This is a genomic window from Pseudomonas sp. EMN2, assembly GCF_009650555.1.
In the GTDB taxonomy this organism is placed as follows: Bacteria; Pseudomonadota; Gammaproteobacteria; order Pseudomonadales; family Pseudomonadaceae; genus Aquipseudomonas; species Aquipseudomonas sichuanensis.
Map to the genome: position 1 here is coordinate 98,176 of NZ_VZZR01000037.1, position 25,006 is coordinate 123,181.

A 25,006-nucleotide genomic window follows, 5' to 3' on the forward strand; every position below is an offset into this window, starting at 1 on the left:
TCACTCTTTTTTTGTCAATAATGCGGTTGCCCATGACAACCCGACCCCGAAGCCAGACACCAGCACCTTCTGCCACCCTGCCTGGTCAAGGCGGTGCTCCAGCAACAGCGGAATACTTGAAGACACTGTATTTCCAACCTGTTGAATGTCTTTTACAAACCGATCCGACACTTCAGGAAAGCGCTTACTGATCGTATCGATAATTGCGTAACTGCCTTGATGCAGGCAATACGCGTCCACGTCGTCCGCCTGCCACCCGGCCTGCGTCAACAGCGCCTTGATCTCGGCAGGTATCCGTGTCGCGGCAAAGTTGAATACGGCTCGGCCATCCATATGCAGTACGTCGTTCTTGACACAGAGACTTTCCCGGCCCCGGCCATCCGTACCGAAACTCATGGCCCCCAGCTGCCAGGCAGCATCCTCTGCCAACCAGGTGGCAGTCGCAGCGTCACCAAACAGCATCGCCGTCACGGCGTCGTTATCGTCGATGATCTTCGAATAAGGGTCAGCCGTGACCAGTACACCATTGTGCAGGCCGACCTGGCGCATGAAGCCCGCGAGCATGTAGAGGCCATACACATAACCAGAGCAGCCCAGGGAAAGATCAAACGCGGCGACCCGAGTTTCCAGCCCCAGCTTCGCCTGAACGATAGCGGCTGTATGTGGCAGGCCAGCACCATCACCGTTCTGCGTGACCACGACAATCGCATCGATCTGCTCACGGCTTAGCTGCGGATTGCGCGCCAACAGTTTCTCGACCGCTTGCACGGCAAGATCGGACGTTTCCTGATCAGCCGCCTTTCTGGGAAGGCGAAGGGCGCCGACCTTGTTTTCGATGAAGTCGGCCGACTTATCGAACCGTACGGCCTGCTCGACATTGTCTAGCGCGCTTTCAGGCACATAGCTCGCAATACTCTTGATGCCGATCATTCAAGGCTTTCCAACGATGAAGCGAATAGTTCCGACCAAGGCATCGTCCAACCATACCTCGTTGAGACTCATACGCCCTGGAAGGAGGGACTTCTGCACTATACGTACCGCCCCCACAGCCACCAATGGCGTGACCAGATTCAACTGCCCGAACAACCACTTGCCGTCGATCTCAGGCGCAATCAGGTAAGTCAGGCGTTTGGTCAAAGCGATGACGCATTCGATGGCAGTGGCAGAACCATCGCAATGGAGGCTGATGGATTTGTTCTCCATCTGTACATCCGCAGCGCCAACTAGCGCATCTTCGTCAAAAGCATAGCGACCGACGACCCGCTCATCGCACTCGAACAGCCAGAATGGATGAACCGCCCCGTCGCCCGCGCAGATGTTTCCTGTAGCCACTGCACTCTTCGTCGTGATGTTCTCAAAAGACACCACACACTGTCGCCGCGCTATATTACGAAACGCAATAAGTGAAACGAAACCTTTGTTGAATTCCAGCCGGGCAATCTTGGACAAGGCATTGAAAATATCACTGCCGTGCACATAGGTCCGTTCACCCTTGAACTCAAAATTCAGGTTGATCATCGTACGCACCTGGCCGGGTTGCCCATCCATACAGAGTCTGTTTCGGTATTGCGCATCACTGCCGCGCCCGCCGCCAGGACACTGAACGCCCCCACCTGCAGCCCATCGATCACCACGCTGTTCGGCCCAGCATGAGCGCCCCGCAACAACCGCGCGCACCCACACAACGTGGCATTTGGGCCAAGGTAGGCGAAATCTTCCATCACCGTGTCATGCCCAAGATTTGCTCCCGCGCGAACCGTGGCATAACGCCCGATCTTTGTACCCGGCTGGCAGGTCACATGGGAGGCGATCAGGGCCCCTGGCTGGATGATCACATCCGAGGCAATGGTGGCGGTTGGATGAATCAGGCTCACCAGGCGCTCGTCCGGAATCGCGAACGATTCAATCAGCTCGCTGCGCTGACGCATCTGGCCGACCTTGTGCAAACACACGTGAAAGACATGCGAGTCATCCAGCGCTCGCCAATCGCGGGTACCACCGAGCACTGGTGCTCCGTGAATCAGATCACCCACCGACAGCGCGTCATTCAGATAACCAGCAAGACGGATGGCGATGCCGGCCTGAGCCATGTCATGAATGACACCCGCTGCAACCAGGCCATCACCATGCCCACCGAGAACGACTACATTGATCATGCGTGGAAACCCTTCAAATAAGCGTCGAAGCTAAGCAGCGACCAGATCAGCAAACGCCGGTTGTTCTGGCCAGACAAATGCTCGTTGAGCAACTTGGTAACCGAGCCTTTGTCCAGATACTCGTATATGCCGTGATCGGACGACAACAGGCGGTTCTTGACGAACTCGATGCTATCGCCTTTGAACCAACTGGCATCCGGCGCCGAAAAGCCTTGTTTGTCGGCCTTGGAAATATCCTGGGGAATATAACGCCCCATGACATCCCGCAAGATCTGCTTGCCGTCGTTGGTTTTCTCAAAGTACTTGCTGGCCTTGCGCCCCGGCTCGTTTTCATTCAGCCGCACGACGTCCGCGAGATTGTTGAGCTTCAGGCGCACCGGGCAACGCATGGTGAAATCCACCAGGTCGTTGTCAAGGAACGGCACCCTGCTCTCCAGGCCGTGAGCCATGCTGAGCTTGTCTTCCACCACCAGCAGGCCATGCAGGAATGTCTTGGCCTCGAAATACAGCGAGTGGTTGATGTAATCCTCGGGGGAGTAGAGGTTATCGGCATGGTGCTTGAACACATCACGGAAAATATCGCGTGTCCACACATGCTTCACATCCCCCCAGATCGGGGCGAATACCTGCTTGATTTCGCTGTTGGGGATCAGTCGCTGCCAGAACTGATAATACTTGTCGATGTAATGCTCGAAGTCGTCATTGACCACGGCACGGTAGTAACGCCAGGGATAGCCACCGAACAGCTCGTCACCACCTGCGCCAGACATCACGACCTTGACGAACTTCGAAGCCAGCTGTGCGGCATAGTAGTTGGGGTAGCTCTGACCGACCCGCGGCTCTTCCAGGTGCCAAGCCAACTTGGGCAACACCCGCTCCATGTCCCCAGCCTTGAGCACCATTTCATAATGTTCAGTCTTGAAGTGGTAAGACATGTACTCCGCTTTGCTGCGCTCATCGAAGTTCATCTCGATGCCGGAAGCCGAGTTCAGGTCGAAACCACAGGTGAACGTTTTCATGTACGGGTAGGAGCGCGCTGCCAGGGCCGTGATGGACCCCGAATCCATGCCGCCGCTGAGGTAGCTGCCAAGTTCCACATCGGTGACCAGCTGACGATTGACCGCTTGTTTGAACAGGCGGTCGAGCTCTTCGCGATACTCCTCATCGCTGATGTCATGCTCTGGCTCACGGAAGTCGAAGTCCCAGTACTGGGTCATCTCCAGTTGCGGCGACTTGCGCTTGAGATCCAGCACGGCATAGTGCCCGGCCGGCATCAGCTTCACATCGTTGAGCAGCGTCTTATCGGTGAAGATGTTCTGGAACGTGAAATATTCGAGCAGCGCTTCCTTGTCGAGGCTGCGCTTGAATTCGGGGATGGCGAGAATCGCCTTCTGCTCGGAGCCAAAGGCCAGGGTCTGGCCCTGCAACGAATAGTAGAGCGGTTTGATGCCATAACGGTCACGGGCCAGCAGCAAGGTCTGCTCCTGACGGTCCCACAAGGCCAGCCCAAACATACCGTTGAAGCGCTCGAGGGCTTTCGTGCCCCAGGCGATCAACGCATTGAGGACAACCTCGGTATCCGTGCGGGAGCGGAACTGATAGCCCAACGACTCCAGTTCTGTACGCAACTCACGGAAGTTGTAGACCTCACCGTTGTAGGCCATCACATAACGCTGGGACACCGAGGCAATCGGCTGATGCCCGGCCGGCGACAGGTCGATGATCGCCAGGCGACGATGCCCCAGCCCGACATTCCCTTCGATCCAGTGCCCTTCGCCATCCGGCCCGCGATGAGCGATTGCATCCGTCATGCGCTGCAGGACAACCGGGGAAACCGGGTTGTTGTTGAGATGAATGAGGCCGGTGATGCCACACATGCGTTTTACTGCTCCTGAAATTCGTGAAGGCGGCGGTCCGGAAGCCTCCCTGCTCCCGGACCGCCGCCTCGGATAGTGCGCCCCGGTCTACCGCCGGGGATATGCCTGACTGTCAGCCCAATTGGCGAATCGCCTCGACGACATAGGCATAGTCTTCAGCAACCATCCGGTTGTGCAGCGGAATCGCCATGCTGTGATCGTTGCAGTCACGCGCCGCCGGGAAGTCTTCCGGCTTGAGGTCGAAACGGTCACGATAGTACGCCAGCATGTGCACCGCGTGGGTGCCCGGGCGGGTAGCGATACCCTTGGCCTGGAGGATCTCCATCATCTCGTTGCGCGGCATTGGCGCCTTGGCCGGGTCGACATACAGCACGAACGCCTGCCAGCCGTGACGCCCGCCTTCCGGGACGGTCGGCAGGCGCAGCCATTCGATGCCCGCCAGCTGCTCGCAGTAGTACTGGGCCCACTGCTCACGCTCATCGATGAAGCCGTCGAGCTTAGCCAGCTGCACCAGGCCGACCGCACCCTGCAGGTCGGTCATGCGGTAGTTGAAGCCGAGCAAGTTGAACTCTGGCAGCAGGTACGGGCGCGGGCCATGGTGACGCTGCTCTTCAGAGAGCGACGCACCGTGGTTGCGCAACTGGTTCATCTGTTCGGCCAATTCGGCGTTGGCGGTGGTGACCATGCCGCCCTCGCCCGTGGTGACCGACTTGCGCGGGTGGAACGAGAATGCGGCGACATCACCCAGGCTACCGGCAGGGCGCCCTTTCCAGCTGGCACCTGCGGCGCAGGCGGCGTCTTCGACGATGGCCACCGACGGCGGCAGCGCGGCGCGCAGGGTGTCGATGTCCAGGCAACGGCCGAACAGGTGCACGGCAATCACTGCGCGGGTCTTGTCGCTGACCTTGGCCTTGACCTGCTCGAGGTCGAGGTTGAAGGTCTGCGGGTCGACGTCGATGAATACCGGCGTAGCACCGCAGTACAGCACGACGTTGGCGGTGGCGACCCAGGTGAACGCCGGGACAATTACCTCGTCACCCGGGCCAATGCCCAGGCCGGCCAGCGCCAGGTGCAGGCCGGTGGTGCAGGAGGTGACCGCCAAGGCGTGGGGCACCTGATGACGCTCGGCAAAGGCTTTTTCGAAAGCGGCGACTTTCGGCCCCTGGGTCAACCAGCCGCTCATCAGCGGTTCGCGAGTGGCCTGCCACTCTTCTTCACCAGTGCACGGCAGCGAGATGGCGATATTGCGCTTTTCCATCGAATTCACTCCGCCCCGTTCTCTGCACGCCAGTCGATCAGTTTCTGCAGGCCTTCACGCAGTTCGTACTTGTAAGTGAAGCCCAGGTCGTTGGTGGCCTTTTTCGGGCAGCCGATGCGGTTCTGCACCATGCGGCGGGCATCATCGGCACTGTAAGGACGGTATTGCACTTTCAGTTCGGACTGCTTGAGGTCGAGGATGGTGTCGCACAGTTCCTTGATGCTGGTCTGCACGCCGGTACCGACGTTATAGAACTGGTCGGTGACTTCCGATTCCAGGGCGCGGACGTTGCAGCGAGCGACGTCTTCAACATAGATGAAGTCGTAAGCCTGGGTACCGTCGCCGTTGATGACCGGGCCTTCGTTGGCGTCGATCTTGTTCAGCATGATCGGGATTACGCCAGTGTAGGCGGCGGTCTGGTCCTGGTGCGGGCCGTAGACGTTCATGTAGCGCAGGCCGACGTAGCTCAGGCCGAAGCGGTCATGGTAGGCATGGCACATGGCTTCGCCGGCGATCTTGGTGGCGCCGTAGAAGTTGCGGTTGTTGAACGGGTGGTCTTCGGTCATCGGCACCTGCACGGCGTCGCCGTACACCGAAGCCGACGAGGAGTAGACCAGGCGCTTGATGTTGTTGTTCACGCAGGCTTCGAGCACGTTGAAGGTGCCTTCGATGTTCACGTGGAACGCGGTGCGCGGGAAGTCCTTGCAGTGCAGCAGCCACATCGCGGCCAGGTGGATGACGCCATCCATGCCTTTCATGGCATCGTTGAGCAGATCGATCTCACGAATGTCGCCACCGTGCGGGTACATGGTGCAACGTGGGTCTTTCAGCTGCTCGGCGACATTGCTGAGCTTGCCGCGGGCCAGGTTGTCGTAGATGACGACCTGCTCTGCGCCTTCCTTGAGCAGCTCGGAAACCACGAAGCTGCCGATGAAACCTGCGCCACCGATGACGAGGATCTTGGAACCTTGGACTTTCACGGGGGTGTACTCCTTTAAATACGGGTGGCGGCCGCCAGTGCAGCGCAGATAGCTTGCTGGTCGGTCTCGGTAAGATAAGGGTGCATCGGCAGGCTCATGACCTTGCGGGCGATCGCATCACCGACTGGCAGGCTGGCCTGCTCGTCCTTGACCGCCGGCTGCTGATTGAGCGGGATCGGGTAATGCACGGCCGTTGGTACGCCGGCCTGCTTGAGCTGCTCCTGGACGCTGTCGCGGGCTTCGACCTGGACGGTGTACTGGGCCCATGCACAGGTGTTGCCTTCGGCGATGAATGGCGCGGCAATCCCCTGCTGCTCGAGCAGCTGCGCATAGCGCTCGGCGACCTGCTGGCGCTGTTGCAGCTCGGTCTCGAAAATTTCCAGCTTGGGCAGCAGAATCGCCGCCTGCAGGGTGTCCAGACGGCTGTTCACCCCAACACGGATGTGGTGATAACGGCGATCCTGGCCGTGTCGGGCGATCTGGCGCAGCACCTTTGCCAGCTCATCGTCATTGGTGAAGATCGCGCCGCCATCGCCGTAGCAGCCCAGGGGCTTGCTCGGGAAGAAGCTGGTGCAGGCGACGGTGGTCAGGTTGCACGAACGCTTGCCGTTGTAACTGGCGCCGAAGCTCTGCGCGGCATCCTCGATGACCGGAATACCGTGCTTGGCGGCAATGGCATTGATCCTATCGTAGTCGGCGCACTGGCCATACAGGGAAACCGGGATGATCGCCTTGGTACGGGGCGTGATGGCCGCCTCCAGCTTCGCCGGGTCGAGGTTGTAGGTACGTGGGTCGACATCCACATAGACCGGCTTGGCGCCCAGCAGCGCAACGGTCTCTGCCGTCGCGATGTAGGTGAAGCCTGGCGTGATGACTTCATCGCCCGGGCCGATGCCGAACGCCATCTGGACGATCTGCAAGGCATCGGTACCGTTGGCGCAACTGATGCAATGCTTGCTGCCGACAAATGCGGCCAGGCGCTCTTCCAGCTCGGCCACTTCCGGGCCGAGAATATATTGACCGTGGGACAGGACGCGCTGGATACCCGCGTCGATCTTGTCTTTGATGATGGCCTGCTGGGCCTTCAAATCGATGAACTCGATCATTGTTCGCTCTCCTTGGCGAGCACCTTGCCATTCAATACGTAGTTTGCACCGCTGTGCTCGCACACCGCGCGCCCCTGACCTTCGAGGGGCAGTTCCAGCTGTTCGCCATACTCGCTCATCCAGCCGATCTGACGTGCCGGCACACCCACCATCAAGGCATAGGCCGGCACGTCCTTGTTGATAACCGCACCAGCGCCCACAAAGGCGTATTCGCCAATGGTCACACCACAGACGATGGTGCAGTTGGCACCCAACGTAGCCCCTTTGCGTACCAGCGTGTTGCGGTATTCGCTTTTGCGCTCGATCAGCGAGCGCGGATTGTACACATTGGTGAACACCATGCTCGGCCCACAGAACACGCCCTCTTCGAGGGTGACGTTGTCATAGACCGAGACATTGTTCTGGACTTTGCAGTGATCGCCGATCACCACCTTGTTGCCCACGAACACGTTCTGGCCCAAGGAAACGCCAGCACCGATCCTGGCACCGCCGCAAACGTGTACGAAATGCCAAACGCGGGAATCCTTACCGATCTGCGCGCCTTCATCCACAATGGCAGTGGCATGCTGATAATGGTTCATGGCTCAGAGCTCTTGTTCGCAATTAACTGTTTGAATACCTGCCTGAACTGGCCTGCCGCAAAATGGCCGTACTCACGCGCGCCCATCTGATTGAGGTGGTGATTGTCCAGGTAAATCAAGGAACCGTTGTAATAAGGGGCCTGCTTGAACAGCTCGGCATCGGACATGTCGATGAAGCTCACGCCCGGGATGCCATTTGCAATCTGCCTGATCGTGGCGTTCGCCGACCGCCAGCTGTCATTCTCCACCACCTGCACGGGCATCCCAAGCTCATGGAAGCGCCGCAGGCGCAGCGGGTTCGAAACAAACATCGGCACCTGGGCCAACACGACAATTGCCTTGCCTTGCTGACTGGCGCTGCGCAGGAACGCTTCGAAGCCCTCGAGAAAAGCCGGGCTCTGCACCTGGAATTGCCACATGCCAGCAATGACGACATTCTGCATGTTCGGCAGATCAGCCGCGACCACGCTCATCTGCGCCTTGCACCCTGGCTGAGCCCACCCTGCCAGTCGCTCGACATCGAAGCCCGGGAATGGCACGCAGTTGCTCGAACTGATCAGGCGGTAGGCCGTGCCAAGCTCATTCCCCACTTCATCGAAGAAGAAGTTCAGCTGGGCAGCATGGCTGTCGCCTATGACCAGCGCAGAAACCGGTGCATCCGCACGGCCTCGCTTGCATTCGCCCACCAACGTACCGTGGCAGATCTGCTCATCGGGTGCGTAGGTTGTCATCTCCACCGGCAAGGGTGCCAGCATGCGCTCGTTCAGCAACCTTGCACCCATCGCCGAAAGTACCAGCACGCCGAGGGCCAGCGCCCACTTCGGCAACTGACGACGAATGCGCCCGGATGCCCGGACCGGCAACTCGATAAACCGGTACGATAGCCAGGCGAGCGATAGCGCGGCCAACAGGAACACCGCAAGCCACGTACCCGACAGGACGTACTCCCCGGTGTAGTAGCGGATGAACGCCAGAATCGGCCAATGCCACAGATACAACGAGTACGAAATACCACCGACCCAGACCAAGGGTGCGCAAGCCAGCAGGCTGCTGACTGGCCCTCGACGCGCCGCGATCAACAGCCCCGCACCCAGGCAGGGCAGCATGGACCAGAAACCGGGGAAGTAGGAGCGGTCAACCAGCCACAGGCTACTGCCCAGCACGAGCGCACCAAGCAACCCCAGCAATACCGCAACCGGCAATGGCAGTTCGCGATCACGCAGCGCCAGCATGATCACAGCGCCGACCAGGAACTCGGGCACTCGCGCAAGCAGCGAGAAGTACAGCGCGCCATCGGTGTTGTCACCTAGCACGCGAATGCCACTCCAGCCGAACAACGCCAGTGCTGCCACAAGGAACACAGGCAACCGCCAGGCACGGGGCAACAGGATGACTAACAGCGGGAAGAACAGATAGAACTGCATCTCGATGGCCAGCGACCAGGTATGCAGCAAGGGCAGTTCATGTGCCTGAGGGGCAAAGTAACTGCCAAAATCCGCGAAATAACGATTACTGGTAAACAGCAATGATGATTTCAGGCTTTTGAAGAACAGGGAAAAATCAGCGGGCAGGAAGAAAATCGCCGCCCCGACGCAGACAATCAGCAACATGGCCAGGTAAGCGGGCAGGATTCGCTTGATACGGCTGGCATAGAATGCACCGAGTTCGACCTTTGCACCGCGTTCAGTCAACAACGCCGTGATGATGAAACCCGAGATGACGAAAAATACGTCAACACCGACGAAACCGGCCTTCAGCCAGGCTGCGTTGGCGTGATAGATCAATACCGCCAGCACCGCGACCGCGCGCAAGCCCTGGATATCCAGTCTGATGCTGTTCTGCGAGCGCCCCGGGAAGCCGGCGCCTGGGATTGTCGGTTTTGCGTTTGACACGTTGACTCACGGCCCTGTAGAGGAACGTCTCTGGAATCGGGTGGCCAATGCCGGCCACCCGTCACTCATCGATCAGCGCAGCAGCGCGTGAACGAATGGATGACCTTCCTGATCCTTCGGCGCTTCAATTTTCGCCGAACGAATCGTGTTCACCGTTTCCACGCAGTGGCGGGCATCTTCGATGCCGTAACCGCGGCCGGCCAGGATTTCCTGGTAGCTGGTGGTGTGCAGATCGGTGAAGCCTTCGGAGAACTCCATTTCGTCACCGTCCACGGTGATGGAACGGTAGGTCGGTTTCTTGCCCTTGACCGACTCGGGAAGGTCATTGGCATCGATCGACAGGAACCAGCGCACACGTGCCTTCTCGTACTCCAGGTAACCGGCAGCCTTGAAGTCGTTGGCGAAGTGCACCACGTTGCGCTGCAGCTTGCCGAAGATGAAGTGCAGCATGTCGTAGAAGTGCACGCCGATATTGGTGGCAACGCCATAGGACTTGCGCGGGTCGCCTTTCCAGCTCTCCATGTACCACTTGCCACGGGAGGTGATGTAGGTCAGCTCGACGTCGTACTTGCCGTCACGCTGTTCGCGGGCGACTTTTTCCTTGAGGTCGAGAATGGCCTGGTGGTGGCGAAGCTGCAAGATGTTGTAGACACGCTTACCGGTTTCCCGCTCTACCTGTGCCAGCTCATCGAGCACTTCTGGCGTCGGCACCAGCGGCTTCTCGCAAATCACATCGCAGCCCAGGCGCAGGCCGGCAGCGATATGTGCATGGTGCAGGTAGTTGGGCGAGCACACGGACACATAGTCCAGTGCCGTGGCAGGGTCGCGCTTGAGCCGCCAGGCATGCTCGTTGAAGCGCTCGAACTCGGTGAAGAATTCGCTCTGTGGCGACAGGCTATCGATGATACCGACCGAGTCGTTGATATCGTACGCCGATACCAGCTCGTTGCCGGTGTCCTTGATGGCACGCATGTGGCGTGGCGCGATATAGCCAGCAGCACCAATGAGGGCAAAACGTTTCACTGCAACACTCCTGTCATCAGGCTTTGATGATATGGGCTTCTGGTGCACGGTATTTACCGCGGCTATCGACGACCAACTTGGCATGCTGACGGATCAGTTCGTAATCGAACTTGTCGTGGTCGGTGGCCAATACCACGGCGTCGAAGGCCGCCAGATTCTCTGCGGTCAACGCGACGCTGGAAAGGTCGAAATGATGTTCGCGCATCTTCGGGAACACCGGCACGTGCGGATCGCTGTAGGCAACCTGGCAACCCTTGGCCTCCAGCAGCTCCATGATCTCGACGGACGGCGACTCACGCATGTCATCGACGTTCTTCTTGTAGGCGATACCCAGCACCAGCACTTTGCTGCCATTGAGCGCCTTGGCCTTGTTGTTCAGGCCGTCCATCAGTTTGGTCACAACATATTCAGGCATGGCCTGGTTGACTTCACCCGACAGCTCGATGAAACGCGTGTGCAAGCCATACTCACGTGCTTTCCAGGTCAGGTAGAAGGGGTCGATCGGGATGCAGTGGCCGCCCAGGCCAGGGCCTGGATAGTAGGCGGTGAAACCGAACGGCTTGGTAGCCGCGGCATCGACCACTTCAAAGATGTCGATGCCCATGCGGTCAGCGACGACCTTCATTTCGTTGACCAGGCCGATATTGACCGCACGGTGGATGTTTTCCAGCAGCTTGGTCATCTCTGCAGCCTTGGTCGAGCTGACCGGTACGACCTGGTCGATGGCCTGCTCGTACATGGCGATACCTACTTCCAGGCACGCGGGCGTGTGGCCACCGATCACCTTGGGAATGGTACGGGTTTCGAAGTTCGGGTTACCCGGATCTTCGCGCTCGGGCGAGTAGACCAGGAAGATGCTTTCGCCCACGACCAGGCCACCTTCCTGAACACGCGGCAGCAGTTCTTCTTCGGTAGTGCCTGGATAGGTGGTGCTCTCCAACGACACGACCTGGCCAGCACGCAGGTAGGGCTTGATCGCTTCGGTCGTGTTGATGACGAAGCTCATGTCGGGTTCGCGGTACTTGTTCAGCGGCGTCGGCACGCAGAGGATCAGGGCGTCGCACTCGGCTACACGCTTGAAGTCGGTAGTGGCTTCAAAACCACTGTTTCGGGCGGCAGCGATGCTCTGGGCAGGGATGTGCTCGATATAGCTCTTACCCGCATTCAGGCTGGCAACCTTGCCTTCATCGATATCGATACCCAGCACACGATAGCCAATCGCGTTATAGCGCAGCATCAAGGGCAGGCCTACGTAACCCAGCCCGACAATCCCTATCAGCGCATCCTTGCCCTTGAATTTGGCGATGCTCGCCTGCTTGATAACCGACATATCGATGAAACTCCCCTTCTCTAACACTAATACGGTGTATGCAGTGCCAGGCATTTGCCTGGCACTGTCGATGAACTTATTGCTTGCCGCGGTCGGTATCGCTATCGGCCCACGCGCCGGAATGCACAAACTTCTCAGGCTTTAACATCGCCTTTACAGGCCCCTCAAGGCCGCAAGGTCAACTCGGCAACCTCGACAGCCCAAGACGGAAACGGCGCATTATGCCCGTTCTGAGCCGGGTTGGCTTCTGAAAATGCACTGCCGATAATCGTCTGGTCGGGTTTCCCCCGAAAAAATGAGGCAAATAGCCATCATTCTTCCTGATCACTCTGCGCAACCACGACCTCCACCGCATGACCAACCTCCGCGTGACGCGCGCTCAAGGCTCGCACCAAGGCGCGCTTGGCACCAGCCTCTCCGTGCACGAGCACCACGCGCCTGGCCGGATCGCCACGCCCCATGGCAAAGCGCACCAGCTCTTCCTGATCTGCATGCCCGGAGTACCCAGCCAAGGTCATTACCTTGGCGCGAATTTCGTACAACCGCCCATCCAGATCGATCGACACGAAACCCTCGGCCCCCTCGCTGGCCTGGATTACCGCCCCTGGCGTACCTTTGGCCTGATACCCGACGAACATGACCTCATGGCGCGCATCCCCGAGCATGGCCTTGAGGTAATTGACGATTCGGCCACCCGAACACATACCATTGCCCGCGATCACGATGGCCGGGCGACCGGTACTCTTGAGGTAATTGACGACCTGCTGATGCTGGGCATGGGAGTCGACCGTGATGAGCTGGCGAAACCCCAGCGGATCACGCCCCTGAACCAGGCGCTCCCTGGCCTCGGAACGCCAGAATTGATGCAACTCCCTGTACACACGGGTAACCCGCTGAGCCTGCGGAGAATCGAGAATCACAGGCAGATGGGACCAGCCAGGGAAGTCACCAGCGACCTCGTCAGCCGGCTTGTTCAACAGATTCTTGTGATGGAGTAGATCTTCCAGCTCATAGAGCAACTCCTGAGTCCTGCCAAGACTGAAAGCAGGGATCAGAATCGTGCCCTGATCAATCAATGCACGATCAACAGCCGCTTCCAGCTGCTGACGCCGCCCACTGCGATCCGGATGCAGGCGATCGCCATAGGTGCTTTCCAGCACCAGCACATCGGCGCGCTCGGGCGGCAGCAACGGGCGCAACAAAGGATTGCCGCAGGCCCCCAGATCACCCGAGAAGACCACTCGAGTACTGCTGCCATCCAGTTCCACCTCGCACTCGATATACGCCGAGCCAAGCAGATGCCCTGCCCGCTGAAGCCGGATACTGCAACACAGCGCCGGACGCTCGACCACCACCTGCCAGTGCTCGAACGGCACCGGGACAATATGCTGCTGCAGAAATGCCACATACCGAGCCACCTGCCCGGGCTCACTACTGACCCCAAGCCTGTACGCGTCCTCCAGGACGATCGGCAACAACCTGGCCGACGGCTCACTGCAATAGATGGGGCCACGAAAACCCGCCGCAAAAAGGGCGGGGATGCGACCGACGTGATCAAGATGAACATGGGTGACGATCAAGGCCTGGATGCCGGAGACATCGAAGCCGAGCGTGGCGCTACTCACCCCAGGTGCGACATCCACACCTTGCTCCAGCCCACAATCAATCAGCAGGCTGGTGGCAGGATCAAGATGAAGCCGATGACAGGAGCCGGTTACCCCGCGGGTACCGCCATGATGGGAGATCGAGGGAAAGTGCATTCTGCTGGGTCCTTCGGCAGCCTTGGAAGAAGTGACCCATTAATCCACCCCTTCAACAGACTACATAGAACACGAACAGGACGCCTGCTGTGAGACAAGTCTCAGTTATCGGAAAGCATTTCCCTGCGCACAGATGCACGGATCTTGCGCTTGCCGCGCATCAGGCCGTAGGCCCCGAGCAGAGGCCCCACCGCCAGCCCGAGCACCAGGGCAGCCAGCACCAGCACCGCAACCGGCATCGCCGGCGCCGACCAGCCGAACAACACCAGAGCCACCGACTGCTGGTTCTCCAGCACGAAGAACACCACCACCGCCGCCAACAGCAGCACGAACAGCACCACCAAGGCGCGCTTGAGGTTACGCATCAGAGTGTTCCTTGCATTCAGATAGGTTCGTGCTCGTCTTCATTGACGCGATCCCGCAGCTCTTTGCCCGGTTTGAAGTGCGGCACGAATTTGCCTTCGAGGCTGACCGACTGGCCGGTCTTGGGGTTGCGGCCTACACGCGGAGCGCGGTAGTGCAAAGAGAAGCTGCCGAAGCCGCGAATCTCGATGCGATCCCCGGTCGCCAGGCACTGCGACATCTGCTCAAGCATGGTCTTGATGGCCAACTCGACGTCCTTGGACGAGAGCAGCCCCTGATGGGTGACAATACGTTCGATCAGCTCCGACTTCGTCATATTTTTCCCTTCGTTATCAAGCAGCTAGATCATTGCTTAATCAGGTTGTAGCACGCTCCGGAACATTTGAACAGGGTAGTTCTTGACTAAAAGAAAAAATTCAAGATAAGGCTACAGCCCGCCTGAGTGGCGATTACCGGCAACCCAGGGCGCAAGCAGCTGAACTGCAGACATGAAAAAGGGCGACCGAAGTCGCCCTTTTTCTTACCGATCAAACAGAACTCAGTTCTGCTTGGCCATTGCTTCGCGCAGCAGCGCAGCCATGGTGGTATCGGCAGCCGCTTCCGGAGCGTTTTTCAGGCTCTGGATGGCTTCGCGCTCTTCAGCATCGTCCTTCGACTTGATGGACAGGCTGATGACGCGGGACTTGCGGTCGACGCTGATGATCTTGGCTTCGATCTCTTCGCCTTCCTTCAGCACGTTACGGGCGTCTTCAACGCGGTCACGGCTGATTTCGGAAGCCTTCAGAGTAGCTTCGATGTCGTCGGCCAGGGTCACGATAGCGCCCTTGGCGTCAACTTCCTTGACGATACCTTTGACGATAGCGCCCTTGTCGTTGATCGAAACGAAGTTGGAGAACGGATCGTCTTCCAGCTGCTTGATGCCCAGGGAGATGCGCTCGCGCTCTGGGTCGACCGACAGGATGACGGTTTCCAGCTCGTCGCCCTTCTTGAAGCGACGCACGGCTTCTTCGCCAGCTTCGTTCCAGGAGATGTCGGACAGGTGAACCAGACCGTCGATGCCGCCGTCCAGACCGATGAAGATACCGAAGTCGGTGATCGACTTGATGGTACCGGTGATCTTGTCACCCTTGTTGAACTGGCCGGAGAAGTCTTCCCATGGGTTGGACTTGCACTGCTTGATGCCCAGGGAGATACGACGACGCTCTTCGTCGATGTCCAGAACCATGACTTCCACTTCGTCGCCAACCTGAACGACTTTCGACGGGTGGATGTTCTTGTTGGTCCAGTCCATTTCGGAAACGTGTACCAGGCCTTCAACGCCTTCTTCCAGCTCAGCGAAGCAGCCGTAGTCGGTCAGGTTGGTAACGCGAGCGGTGACGCGGGTGCTCTCTGGGTAACGGGCTTTGATAGCAACCCATGGGTCTTCACCCAGTTGCTTCAGACCCAGCGAAACGCGGTTGCGCTCGCGATCGTACTTCAGGACCTTGACGTCGATCTCGTCGCCAACGTTGACGATCTCGGACGGGTGCTTGATACGCTTCCAGGCCATGTCGGTGATGTGCAGCAGACCATCGACGCCGCCCAGGTCAACGAACGCACCGTAGTCGGTGAGGTTCTTGACGATACCTTTGACCTGCTGGCCTTCCTGCAGCGATTCCAGCAGAGCTTCGCGCTCGGCGCTGTTTTCGGCTTCCAGGACGCTGCGACGGGAAACGACAACGTTGTTGCGCTTCTGGTCCAGCTTGATGACCTTGAATTCCAGCTCTTTGCCTTCGAGGTGGGTGGTGTCGCGCACTGGGCGGACATCAACCAGGGAGCCCGGCAGGAACGCACGGATGCCGTTAACGTCGACAGTGAAGCCGCCTTTAACCTTACCGTTGATAACGCCCTTGACCACTTCTTCAGCAGCGAAAGCAGCTTCCAGAACAATCCAGCACTCAGCGCGCTTGGCTTTTTCACGGGACAGCTTGGTTTCGCCGAAGCCGTCTTCGACCGCGTCCAGCGCAACGTGAACTTCGTCACCGACCTTGATGGTCAGTTCGCCAGCTTCGTTGTAGAACTGCTCGAGCGGGATGACACCCTCGGACTTCAGGCCAGCGTGTACGGTAACCCAGTCGCCGTCGATGTCGACAACGATACCGGTGATGATGGCACCCGGCTGAAGATTGAGGGTTTTCAGGCTTTCTTCAAAGAGTTCTGCAAAGCTTTCGCTCATTTTAATTCCTGTAGATTCGGGCGAAAAAGACGCCCATAGCCACATTCCAGACAATGTGGGTTTCGTTAAGTTAAGAAGTGCTGACAGGACGTTGACTGGTGCCCCTGCCCGCTCTCCTCTCCATCAGACCAAGTCGCGCAGGGCGAGCTCGCTTCTGATGCGTTGCAGCACCTGCTCGATGGACAACTCCGTGGAATCCAGCTGGATCGCATCGGCCGCCGGCTTGAGCGGGGCCACTGCGCGCTGGGTGTCGCGCTCATCGCGCGCACGGATCTCATCTAGCAGACTCGACAGACTAACATCTTCGCCCTTGCCCTTCAACTGCAGGTAACGGCGACGGGCACGCTCCTCGGCACTGGCGGTGAGGAACACCTTCAACGGCGCGTCCGGGAACACCACCGTGCCCATGTCACGGCCATCGGCGATCAGCCCGGGCGCTTCGCGGAAAGCCCGCTGGCGCTGCAGCAGCGCCTCACGCACCGCCGGCAGCGAGGCGACCATCGAGGCGCCAGCACCAACCGTTTCGGTACGGATGACGTTGCTGACATCCTCACCTTCGAGAATGATCTGCTGCAGCTTGCCAGGCTCGGCGGCGATGAACTGTACGTCCAGATGGGCCGCCAGCGCCTTGAGCAGCTCTTCATTGGTCAGGTCGACACCATGGTTGCTGGCATTGAATGCCAGCAGGCGATACAAGGCGCCGGAGTCGAGCAGACGCCAGCCCAGCTCACGGGCCAGCAGCCCTGCGACCGTACCCTTGCCCGAGCCGCTCGGCCCGTCGATGGTGATGACCGGCGCTTGCGAATTCACGACTTGCCCTCTTCTGCGACGCGAATACCGACTTCCTTGCACAGTGCCAGGAAGTTGGGGAACGACGTGGCGACGTTGGCGCAGTCATGAATGACGATCGGTGCAGTGGCGCGCAGCGATGCGACGCTGAAAGCCATGGCGATGCGGTGGTCACCGTGACCGTGCACTTCACCGCCGCCGATCTGGCCGCCGTCGATGATAATGCCATCAGGGGTAGGCTCGCACTTCACGCCCAGCGTGATCAGGCCGTCGGCCATCACCTGGATGCGATCCGATTCCTTGACCCGCAGCTCTTCGGCACCGCGCAGCACGGTACGCCCTTCGGCGCAGGCAGCAGCAACGAACAGCACCGGGAACTCGTCGATGGCCAGCGGCACCAACTCTTCAGGGATGTCGATGCCCTTGAGCTTGGCGCCACGCACACGCAGGTCGGCCACCGGTTCGCCGCCGACTTCACGCTGGTTTTCCAGGGTGATGTCGCCGCCCATCAGGCGCAGGATGTCGATCACGCCGGTACGGGTGGGGTTGATGCCGACATGCTCCAGAACCAGCTCGGAACCTTCGGCGATCGAAGCGGCCACCAGGAAGAACGCTGCGGAAGAGATGTCCGCCGGCACCTCGATGCGGGTCGCGGTGAGCTTGCCACCCGACTGCAGCGAGGCGACCGGGCCGTTCGACGCAACCGAGTAGCCGAAGCCACGCAGCATGCGCTCGGTGTGGTCACGAGTCGGGGCCGGCTCGGTGACGGTGGTGGTGCCTTCGGCGTACAGGCCCGCCAGCAGCAGGCAGGACTTAACCTGGGCACTCGCCATCGGCAGCGTGTAGGTCAGGGCCTTGAGCTTGGCGCCGCCACGGATGGTCAGCGGCGGACGCCCTTCCGGGCCGGTTTCGACCACGGCGCCCATTTCGCGCAGCGGGTTGGCCACGCGGTTCATCGGGCGCTTGGACAGCGAGGCATCGCCGGTCATGGTCACGTCGAACGGCTGGCCGGCCAGCAGGCCCGAGAGCAGGCGCATCGAGGTACCAGAGTTACCGACATAGAGCGGGCCAGGTGGCGGCTTCAGGCCGTGCAGCCCGACTCCGTGAATGGTCACGCGGCCATGTTGCGGGCCCTCGATGACCACACCCATGTCACGGAACGCCTGCAGGGTGGCAAGCGCGTCTTCACCTTCGAGGAAGCCTTCGACTTCGGTGGTGCCTTCGGCCAGGGAGCCGAGCATGATCGAACGGTGGGAAATCGATTTGTCGCCCGGTACGCGAATCCGTCCGGATACGCGGCCACCAGGTTGGGCCAGGAAAATCAGGTCGTTGGCGTTCATAGCGTCCACATAGGCCCGGCGGGCAAGGATTTTACTGAAATGCTCGCGGGCAACCCGGGCGCGGGTGAATACACCCAGCAGTTGGTGCCCGTCTCCAGCATCGACCGCGTCGCGCAAGGCGTCGAGGTCGCTGCGAAATGTATCGAGGGTACGCAGGACCGCTTCCCGGTTGGCGAGGAAGATGTCATGCCACATGATCGGGTCGCTGCCGGCGATTCTCGTGAAATCGCGGAAGCCCCCCGCAGCGTACCGGAAGATGTCCAGGTTTTCATTGCGCTTGGCCAGCGAGTCGACCAGGCCGAATGCCAGCAGGTGCGGCAGGTGACTGGTGGCAGCCAGCACTTCGTCGTGACGCTCCACCGGCATGTGCTCGACATCGGCGTCCAGCGCGCGCCACAGCCGATCGACCAGGACCAAGGCCGCGGGGTCGGTTTCAGCCAATGGCGTGAGGATGACCTTGTGCCGGCGGAACAGCGCGGCATTGGAAGCCTCCACCCCGCTCTGCTCGGAACCGGCAATCGGGTGGCCCGGGACAAAGCGCGACAGCCCAGCGGCGAAAGCCTCACGGGCGGCGCGCACCACATTGCCCTTGGCGCTGCCGACATCGGTGATGACCGCATCGCCAAGGTCGAGCTGCGCCAAGCGCGCCAGAACCTTCTCCATGGCCAGGATCGGTACGGCCAGCTGAATCACGTCGGCACCGACACAGGCCGCAGCCAGGTCGGCTTCACAGCGATCGACCACACCCAGCACTACCGCCTGCTTGCGCGATTCGGCATCCAGATCGACACCGACCACTTCGCGGCACAGGCCGCTTTCACGCAGGCCTTTGGCGAAAGAGCCACCGATCAGGCCGAGGCCGACGACGACCAGGCGACCGATAAGCGGGGTGGATTTATTTGTTACGGCATCTACCACGAGTGCGAACCCTGTTCAGAAATCAAGACAGTCTGTGAGGCCCATCGCGGGGCAAGTCGCATCGGCGCACCGCCGCCCCCACGCTTCAAACGTGGGAGCGGCCGACTTGCCCCGCGATGGGCGCTCAAGCAACCCTCAGAGCACCGCTTTCGGATAAGAGCCCAACACCTTCAGCGCCACAGCCTCCTGGCTGATCTTCTCGAGCACCGCCTTGATCAGCGGATCGCGGTGATGGCCGACGAAGTCGATGAAGAACACGTAGGTCCACTTGCCACTGCGCGACGGACGGGTCTCGATGCGCGTCAGGTCGATGCCGTTCTCATGGAAGGGCACCAGCAGCTCGTGCAGCGCGCCCGGCTTGTTGCTCATGGAAACGATGATCGACGTCTTGTCGTCGCCGGTCGGCGGCACTTCCTGGTTACCGATCATCAGGAAGCGCGTGGAGTTGTCCGGGCGATCCTCGATCTTCTCGGCCAGACGGGTCAGGCCATACAGGTTCGCCGCCATGTCGCCGGCGATCGCCGCCGAGTTCCACTCACCCTTGACCCGCTTGGCCGCCTCAGCGTTGCTCGAAACCGCCACGCGCTCGACATTCGGGTAATGCGCATCCAGCCACTTGCGGCACTGGGCCAGCGACTGGGCGTGGGAGTAGATGCGGGTGATGCTGTCGGTCTTGGTGTTCTCGCCCACCAGCAGGTGATGGTGGATGCGCAGCTCGACCTCACCGCAGATCACCATGTCGTGCTCGAGGAAGCTGTCCAGGGTATGGCTGACCGCACCCTCGGTGGAGTTCTCCACGGGCACCACGCCGAAGTTGACGGCACCGGCCGCCACTTCGCGGAACACTTCGTCGATGGCCGCCATCGGGCGGCTGACCACGGCATGGCCGAAGTGCTTCATGGCCGCAGCCTGGGTGAAGGTCCCCTCGGGGCCGAGGTAGGCAATCTTCAACGGCTCTTCAAGCGCCAGGCACGACGACATGATCTCGCGGAACAACCGCGCCATCTCTTCGTTGCCCAGCGGGCCCTTGTTGCGCTCCATCACGCGCTTGAGCACGGCGGCTTCGCGCTCAGGGCGATAGAACACCGGCTTCTCGCCTTCGGCCAGCGAGGCGGTCTTGACCCGCGCCACTTCTTCGGCGCAGCGCGCGCGGTCACTGATCAGCTCGAGGATCTTCTCGTCGAGGCTGTCGATGCGTACGCGCAGGGCCTTGAGTTCCTGTTCGGACATCAGCCGTGCTCCTTCTCGAATTCAGCCATGTAACCCACCAGCGCCTCGACCGCTTCCAGGCCCAGGGCGTTATAGATCGAGGCGCGCATGCCGCCAACCGACCGATGGCCTTTGAGGTTCAGCAGGCCACGGGCGTCGGCGCCGGCCAGGAAGGCCTTGTCCAGACGCTCGTCGGCCAGGCGGAACGGCACGTTCATCCAGGAACGGGCATTGACGCTGATCGGGTTGGTGTAGAACTCGCTGGAATCGATGAAGCCGTAGAGACGGTCCTTCTTCGCCCGGTTGCGCTGTTCCATGGCTTCGACACCACCCTGCTCCTTGAGCCACTCGAACACAAGGCCCGAGAGGTACCAGGAATAGGTGGCCGGGGTGTTGTACATCGAGCCGTTGTCGGCCGAGACCTTGTAGTCGAGCATGGTCGGGCAGCTGCTGCGGGCACGCCCCAACAGGTCTTCACGCACGATCACCACCACCAGGCCGCTCGGGCCGATATTCTTCTGCGCGCCGGCGTAGATCAGGCCGAACTGCGACACGTCGATCGGGCGCGAAAGGATGTCGGAGGACATGTCGACCACCAGCGGCACGTCACCGGCCTCGGGTACCCAGTCGAACTGCAGGCCGCCGATTGTCTCGTTGGAGGCGTAGTGCAGGTAGGCGGCGTTCTTGCTCAGCTGCCACTCGTTCTGGCCCGGGATGGCCAGGTAGTCGTAGGGCTTGGCACTGGCAGCGACATTGACGTGACCGAAACGACGCGCTTCCTCGATGGCCTTTTTCGACCAGATACCGGTCTCGACATAGTCCGCAGTGCCGTTTTCCGGCAGCAGGTTCAGCGGGATCTCGGCGAACTGCTGGCTGGCGCCCCCCTGCAGGAACAGCACCTTGTAGTTGGAGGGGACGGACAGCAGGTCACGCAGGTCCTGCTCGGCCTTCTCGGCGATGGCCACGTAGTCGTCGCTGCGATGGCTCATTTCCATCACCGACAGACCCTTGCCGCGCCAGTCCAGCATTTCTGCCTGGGCACGCTGCAGGACGGCATCAGGAAGCGCGGCAGGGCCTGCGCAGAAGTTAAAGGCTCGTTTGCTCACATCCACTCTCGCTCTGCCAAATAGTACAAATCTGCAATCTTCGATACTGCCGGAACCCCCGTGGGAGCGGGTTTACCCGCGAATCTTGCACCGCGGTGTCTTCATTCGCGGGTAAACCCGCTCCCATAGGGTATTGCACCGCCCTTCAGGACGATGCCTGCTCTAATCAGTCAAACGGGGCGACCTTGGTCGCCCCGTTCGGGTTGTTGCACTTGCTTACTCTTGCGGCGCCTCTTCAGCGCCGGCGCTGTCCTCGTCAGCGGCATCCACCGCGTCGAGCGTTGCGCCCTCCTCGCCCGTCTCGATGACATCATCGAGTTCGTCCTCGGACGGCTCCTGGATACGCTCCAGGCCCACCAGCGTCTCGTCGGCAGCCAGCTTGATCAGCGTCACGCCTTGAGTGTTACGACTCAGGCTGGACACCTCGCCAACCCGCGTGCGCACCAGCGTGCCCTGGTCGGAGATCAGCATGATCTCTTCGCCTTCCTGCACCTGGATAGCGCCGACCAGCAGGCCGTTGCGCCCCTTGGTACCCATGGCGATCACGCCCTGGCCACCACGGCCGCGACGCGGGAACTTGGACAGCGGGGTACGCTTGCCGAAGCCACGCTCGGAGGCGGTGAGAATCTGCGCGCCGGACTCCGGAATCAGCATCGAGATGATCTGCTGCCCTTTGCCCAGCTTCATGCCACGCACGCCACGGGCGGTACGGCCCATTTCACGCACGACGCTCTCGGCGAAACGGATCACCTTGCCGGCGTCGGAGAACATCATGACTTCCTTGGCGCCGTCGGTGATGGCCGCCGCGATCAGGGTGTCACCCTCTTTGAGCTTCAGGGCGATCAGGCCATTGGAGCGCGGACGGGCGAACTGCACCAGCGGGGTCTTCTTGACGGTACCGGAGGCGGTGGCCATGAAGATGTAGGCGCCAGTCGCTTCGGCAACCCACTCCGGCGTGTCGCCGTCTTCTTCGTCGATCTCCTCGACTTCCACCAGCTCGCCTTCGATCACGCTGTCGTCGCTGTCCTCCAGCTCTTCCTCAGGGTCTGCGTGCTGCTGCAGCGCCTCCAGGTCGATCTGCAGCATGGCGGTGATGCGCTCACCTTCTTCCAGCGGCAGCAGGTTGACCAGCGGACGGCCACGGGCGGCGCGGGAAGCCTCGGGGATTTCGTAGGTTTTCTTCCAGTACACCTTGCCCTTGCTGGAGAACAGCAACAGGGTGGCGTGGCTGTTGGCGACCAGCAGGTGTTCGACGTAGTCCTCGTCCTTGACGCCGGTAGCCGACTTGCCCTTGCCGCCACGGCGCTGAGCCTGGTAGGCGGACAGCGGCTGGGTCTTGGCATAACCACCGTGGGAGATGGTCACCACGCGCTCTTCTTCCGGGATCATGTCGCCGTAGTTGAGGTCGTGGCTGGCATTGAGGATCTCGGTGCGACGGGCATCGCCGTACTCGGCGCGAATCGCTTCGAGCTCTTCGCGGATCACTTCCATCAGGCGCTCGGCACTGCTGAGGATGCGGATCAGCTCGCCGATCTGCTCGAGAATCTCCTGGTACTCGGCCAGCAGTTTCTCGTGCTCCAGGCCGGTCAGGCGGTGCAGGCGCAGGTCGAGAATGGCCTGGGCCTGCTCCGGCGACAGGTAGTACTTGCCTTCGCGCAGGCCGTATTGCTCCGGCAGGTCTTCCGGACGGCACGACTCGGCGCCGGCACGCTCGACCATCACCTGCACGGCGCTGGATTCCCAGGCCATGGCAACCAATGCTTCCTTGGCCTCGGAAGGCGTCGGCGAAGCCTTGATCAGGGCGATGACCGGGTCGATGTTGGACAGTGCAACGGCCTGGCCTTCAAGGATATGGCCACGCTCGCGGGCCTTGCGCAGCTCGAACACGGTACGACGGGTCACCACTTCGCGGCGGTGACGGACGAAGGCTTCGAGCAGGTCCTTGAGGTTGAGCAGGCGCGGACGACCGTCGATCAGGGCAACGATGTTGATGCCGAACACGCTCTGCAGCTGGGTCTGCTGGTAGAGGTTGTTGAGCACCACTTCCGGCACCTCGCCGCGACGCAGCTCGATGACGATGCGCATGCCGTCCTTGTCGGACTCGTCGCGCAGCTCGGTGATGCCTTCGATCTTCTTCTCTTTAACCAGCTCGGCGATCTTTTCGATCAGACGCGCCTTGTTCAGCTGGTAAGGCAGCTCGGTGATGACGATCTGCTGACGGCCACCGACCTTGTCGATGTCTTCGATCTCGGAGCGGGCGCGCATATAAATGCGGCCACGGCCGGTGCGATAGGCCTCGATGATGCCCTGGCGACCGTTGATCTGGCCGGCCGTCGGGAAGTCCGGACCCGGGATGAACTGCATCAGCTCATCGACCGTGATATCGGAGTTGTCGATCAGTGCCAGGCAGCCATCGATCACTTCGCCCAGGTTATGCGGCGGAATGTTGGTGGCCATGCCCACGGCGATACCGCTGGAGCCGTTGACCAGCAGGTTGGGGATACGAGTTGGCATGACCGCCGGGATCTGCTCGGTGCCGTCGTAGTTGGGCACCCAGTCGACGGTTTCTTTATGCAGGTCGGCCAGCAGTTCGTGGGCCAGCTTGGACATGCGCACTTCGGTGTATCGCATGGCCGCGGCGTTGTCGCCGTCCACCGAACCGAAGTTGCCCTGGCCATCGACCAGCAGGTAGCGCAGCGAGAACGGCTGCGCCATACGCACGATGGTGTCGTACACGGCAGTGTCGCCGTGGGGGTGGTACTTACCGATCACGTCACCGACCACACGGGCGGATTTCTTGTACGGCTTGTTCCAGTCGTTGCCCAGTTCGCTCATCGCATACAGAACGCGACGATGCACGGGCTTCAAGCCGTCACGCGCATCGGGCAGCGCTCGCCCGACAATCACGCTCATCGCGTAGTCGAGGTAAGACTGTCTCAGTTCGTCTTCGATATTGACCGGGAGGATTTCTTTGGCCAGTTCGCCCATGAGAAGCCTGATTCCTTTTTCTGGTGAAACTTCGCCTGATCCCTCGAAGGACGAACGAAGCTCGCCGCCGCAGCGCATAGGGGTGCGACGACATACGACAAATCAATGAGTTGTG

At 60.4% G+C, this 25,006-nt stretch carries 20 protein-coding genes; all 20 read right to left on the reverse strand.

Features of this window, described 5'->3' with window-relative positions; genetic code table 11:
* Nucleotides 1-930 carry a ketoacyl-ACP synthase III gene (locus tag F6X61_RS12950; RefSeq protein ID WP_153786947.1) on the reverse strand — a complete coding sequence of 310 codons (930 nt, stop codon included), beginning with the start codon at nucleotides 928-930 and terminating at the stop codon, nucleotides 1-3.
* A complete protein-coding gene (locus F6X61_RS12955) occupies nucleotides 931-1,518 on the reverse strand; it encodes a hypothetical protein (protein WP_153786948.1) in 588 nt (195 codons plus the stop codon).
* Nucleotides 1,515-2,156, reverse strand: a complete 642-nt coding sequence (locus tag F6X61_RS12960) for a hypothetical protein (protein ID WP_153786949.1) — start codon at nucleotides 2,154-2,156, stop codon at nucleotides 1,515-1,517. Before F6X61_RS12960 ends, F6X61_RS12955 begins: the two co-directional genes overlap by 4 nt.
* Nucleotides 2,153-4,033, reverse strand: coding sequence for an asparagine synthase (glutamine-hydrolyzing) (asnB, locus tag F6X61_RS12965; protein ID WP_153786950.1), 1,881 nt, complete (start codon nucleotides 4,031-4,033; stop codon nucleotides 2,153-2,155). The genes F6X61_RS12960 and asnB overlap by 4 nt, the downstream gene beginning before the upstream one ends.
* Nucleotides 4,034-4,145: 112 nt before the next feature.
* Nucleotides 4,146-5,291, reverse strand: coding sequence for a DegT/DnrJ/EryC1/StrS aminotransferase family protein (locus tag F6X61_RS12970; protein ID WP_153786951.1), 1,146 nt, complete (start codon nucleotides 5,289-5,291; stop codon nucleotides 4,146-4,148).
* A gap of 5 nt (nucleotides 5,292-5,296) precedes the next feature.
* Nucleotides 5,297-6,271: an SDR family NAD(P)-dependent oxidoreductase gene (locus tag F6X61_RS12975; RefSeq protein WP_153786952.1), complete on the reverse strand. Its 975-nt coding sequence runs from the start codon at nucleotides 6,269-6,271 to the stop codon at nucleotides 5,297-5,299.
* A 14-nt stretch (nucleotides 6,272-6,285) separates the two neighbouring features.
* Entirely contained in the window at nucleotides 6,286-7,377 is a 1,092-nt protein-coding gene (locus F6X61_RS12980; RefSeq protein WP_153786953.1) for a DegT/DnrJ/EryC1/StrS aminotransferase family protein, read from the reverse strand.
* On the reverse strand, nucleotides 7,374-7,958 hold the full coding sequence (gene wbpD / locus F6X61_RS12985; RefSeq protein WP_153786954.1) for a UDP-2-acetamido-3-amino-2,3-dideoxy-D-glucuronate N-acetyltransferase: 585 nt from the start codon (nucleotides 7,956-7,958) through the stop codon (nucleotides 7,374-7,376). The genes F6X61_RS12980 and wbpD overlap by 4 nt, the downstream gene beginning before the upstream one ends.
* Nucleotides 7,955-9,850, reverse strand: coding sequence for an acyltransferase family protein (locus F6X61_RS12990; RefSeq protein ID WP_256671356.1), 1,896 nt, complete (start codon nucleotides 9,848-9,850; stop codon nucleotides 7,955-7,957). Before F6X61_RS12990 ends, wbpD begins: the two co-directional genes overlap by 4 nt.
* Nucleotides 9,851-9,922: 72 nt before the next feature.
* Complete coding sequence (wbpB, locus tag F6X61_RS12995) at nucleotides 9,923-10,873, reverse strand: UDP-N-acetyl-2-amino-2-deoxy-D-glucuronate oxidase (protein WP_153786955.1); 951 nt, start codon at nucleotides 10,871-10,873, stop codon at nucleotides 9,923-9,925.
* A gap of 16 nt (nucleotides 10,874-10,889) precedes the next feature.
* Nucleotides 10,890-12,203 (reverse strand): UDP-N-acetyl-D-glucosamine 6-dehydrogenase, encoded by a 1,314-nt coding sequence (wbpA, locus tag F6X61_RS13000; RefSeq protein WP_371923699.1) that lies wholly within the window; start codon nucleotides 12,201-12,203, stop codon nucleotides 10,890-10,892.
* Nucleotides 12,204-12,514: 311 nt separating this feature from the next.
* Entirely contained in the window at nucleotides 12,515-13,963 is a 1,449-nt protein-coding gene (locus F6X61_RS13005; RefSeq protein ID WP_153786956.1) for an MBL fold metallo-hydrolase, read from the reverse strand.
* 101 nt (nucleotides 13,964-14,064) lie between these two features.
* The gene (locus tag F6X61_RS13010; protein ID WP_153786957.1) at nucleotides 14,065-14,328 is read right to left on the reverse strand and encodes a lipopolysaccharide assembly protein LapA domain-containing protein; all 264 of its coding nucleotides are present in this window, start codon (nucleotides 14,326-14,328) and stop codon (nucleotides 14,065-14,067) included.
* 17 nt (nucleotides 14,329-14,345) lie between these two features.
* Complete coding sequence (ihfB, locus tag F6X61_RS13015) at nucleotides 14,346-14,642, reverse strand: integration host factor subunit beta (protein ID WP_110992525.1); 297 nt, start codon at nucleotides 14,640-14,642, stop codon at nucleotides 14,346-14,348.
* A 222-nt stretch (nucleotides 14,643-14,864) separates the two neighbouring features.
* Nucleotides 14,865-16,541, reverse strand: a complete 1,677-nt coding sequence (gene rpsA, locus F6X61_RS13020) for a 30S ribosomal protein S1 (RefSeq protein WP_110992524.1) — start codon at nucleotides 16,539-16,541, stop codon at nucleotides 14,865-14,867.
* A 123-nt stretch (nucleotides 16,542-16,664) separates the two neighbouring features.
* Nucleotides 16,665-17,351: a (d)CMP kinase gene (cmk, locus tag F6X61_RS13025; protein ID WP_110992523.1), complete on the reverse strand. Its 687-nt coding sequence runs from the start codon at nucleotides 17,349-17,351 to the stop codon at nucleotides 16,665-16,667.
* The gene (locus tag F6X61_RS13030) at nucleotides 17,348-19,588 is read right to left on the reverse strand and encodes a bifunctional prephenate dehydrogenase/3-phosphoshikimate 1-carboxyvinyltransferase (RefSeq protein WP_153786958.1); all 2,241 of its coding nucleotides are present in this window, start codon (nucleotides 19,586-19,588) and stop codon (nucleotides 17,348-17,350) included. Before F6X61_RS13030 ends, cmk begins: the two co-directional genes overlap by 4 nt.
* A 135-nt stretch (nucleotides 19,589-19,723) precedes the next feature.
* A complete protein-coding gene (gene pheA / locus F6X61_RS13035) occupies nucleotides 19,724-20,818 on the reverse strand; it encodes a prephenate dehydratase (protein ID WP_153786959.1) in 1,095 nt (364 codons plus the stop codon).
* Nucleotides 20,818-21,903 carry a 3-phosphoserine/phosphohydroxythreonine transaminase gene (gene serC / locus F6X61_RS13040; protein WP_153786960.1) on the reverse strand — a complete coding sequence of 362 codons (1,086 nt, stop codon included), beginning with the start codon at nucleotides 21,901-21,903 and terminating at the stop codon, nucleotides 20,818-20,820. The genes pheA and serC overlap by 1 nt, the downstream gene beginning before the upstream one ends.
* Nucleotides 21,904-22,119: 216 nt before the next feature.
* Nucleotides 22,120-24,891, reverse strand: coding sequence for a DNA gyrase subunit A (gyrA, locus tag F6X61_RS13045; RefSeq protein WP_153786961.1), 2,772 nt, complete (start codon nucleotides 24,889-24,891; stop codon nucleotides 22,120-22,122).
* Nucleotides 24,892-25,006 lie beyond the last annotated feature (115 nt).

Excerpts from the sequence above, each read along its gene's own strand:
- F6X61_RS12950 (WP_153786947.1), bottom strand. The coding sequence starts at position 930 with ATGATCGGCATCAAGAGTATTGCGAGCTATGTGCCTGAAAGCGCGCTA.
- F6X61_RS12955 (WP_153786948.1), bottom strand. The coding sequence starts at position 1,518 with ATGATCAACCTGAATTTTGAGTTCAAGGGTGAACGGACCTATGTGCAC.
- F6X61_RS12960 (WP_153786949.1), bottom strand. The coding sequence starts at position 2,156 with ATGATCAATGTAGTCGTTCTCGGTGGGCATGGTGATGGCCTGGTTGCA.
- asnB (WP_153786950.1), bottom strand. The coding sequence starts at position 4,033 with ATGTGTGGCATCACCGGCCTCATTCATCTCAACAACAACCCGGTTTCC.
- F6X61_RS12970 (WP_153786951.1), bottom strand. The coding sequence starts at position 5,291 with ATGGAAAAGCGCAATATCGCCATCTCGCTGCCGTGCACTGGTGAAGAA.
- F6X61_RS12980 (WP_153786953.1), bottom strand. The coding sequence starts at position 7,377 with ATGATCGAGTTCATCGATTTGAAGGCCCAGCAGGCCATCATCAAAGAC.
- wbpD (WP_153786954.1), bottom strand. The coding sequence starts at position 7,958 with ATGAACCATTATCAGCATGCCACTGCCATTGTGGATGAAGGCGCGCAG.
- wbpA (WP_371923699.1), bottom strand. The coding sequence starts at position 12,203 with ATGTCGGTTATCAAGCAGGCGAGCATCGCCAAATTCAAGGGCAAGGAT.
- F6X61_RS13005 (WP_153786956.1), bottom strand. The coding sequence starts at position 13,963 with ATGCACTTTCCCTCGATCTCCCATCATGGCGGTACCCGCGGGGTAACC.
- F6X61_RS13010 (WP_153786957.1), bottom strand. The coding sequence starts at position 14,328 with ATGCGTAACCTCAAGCGCGCCTTGGTGGTGCTGTTCGTGCTGCTGTTG.
- ihfB (WP_110992525.1), bottom strand. The coding sequence starts at position 14,642 with ATGACGAAGTCGGAGCTGATCGAACGTATTGTCACCCATCAGGGGCTG.
- rpsA (WP_110992524.1), bottom strand. The coding sequence starts at position 16,541 with ATGAGCGAAAGCTTTGCAGAACTCTTTGAAGAAAGCCTGAAAACCCTC.
- pheA (WP_153786959.1), bottom strand. The coding sequence starts at position 20,818 with ATGTCCGAACAGGAACTCAAGGCCCTGCGCGTACGCATCGACAGCCTC.
- gyrA (WP_153786961.1), bottom strand. The coding sequence starts at position 24,891 with ATGGGCGAACTGGCCAAAGAAATCCTCCCGGTCAATATCGAAGACGAA.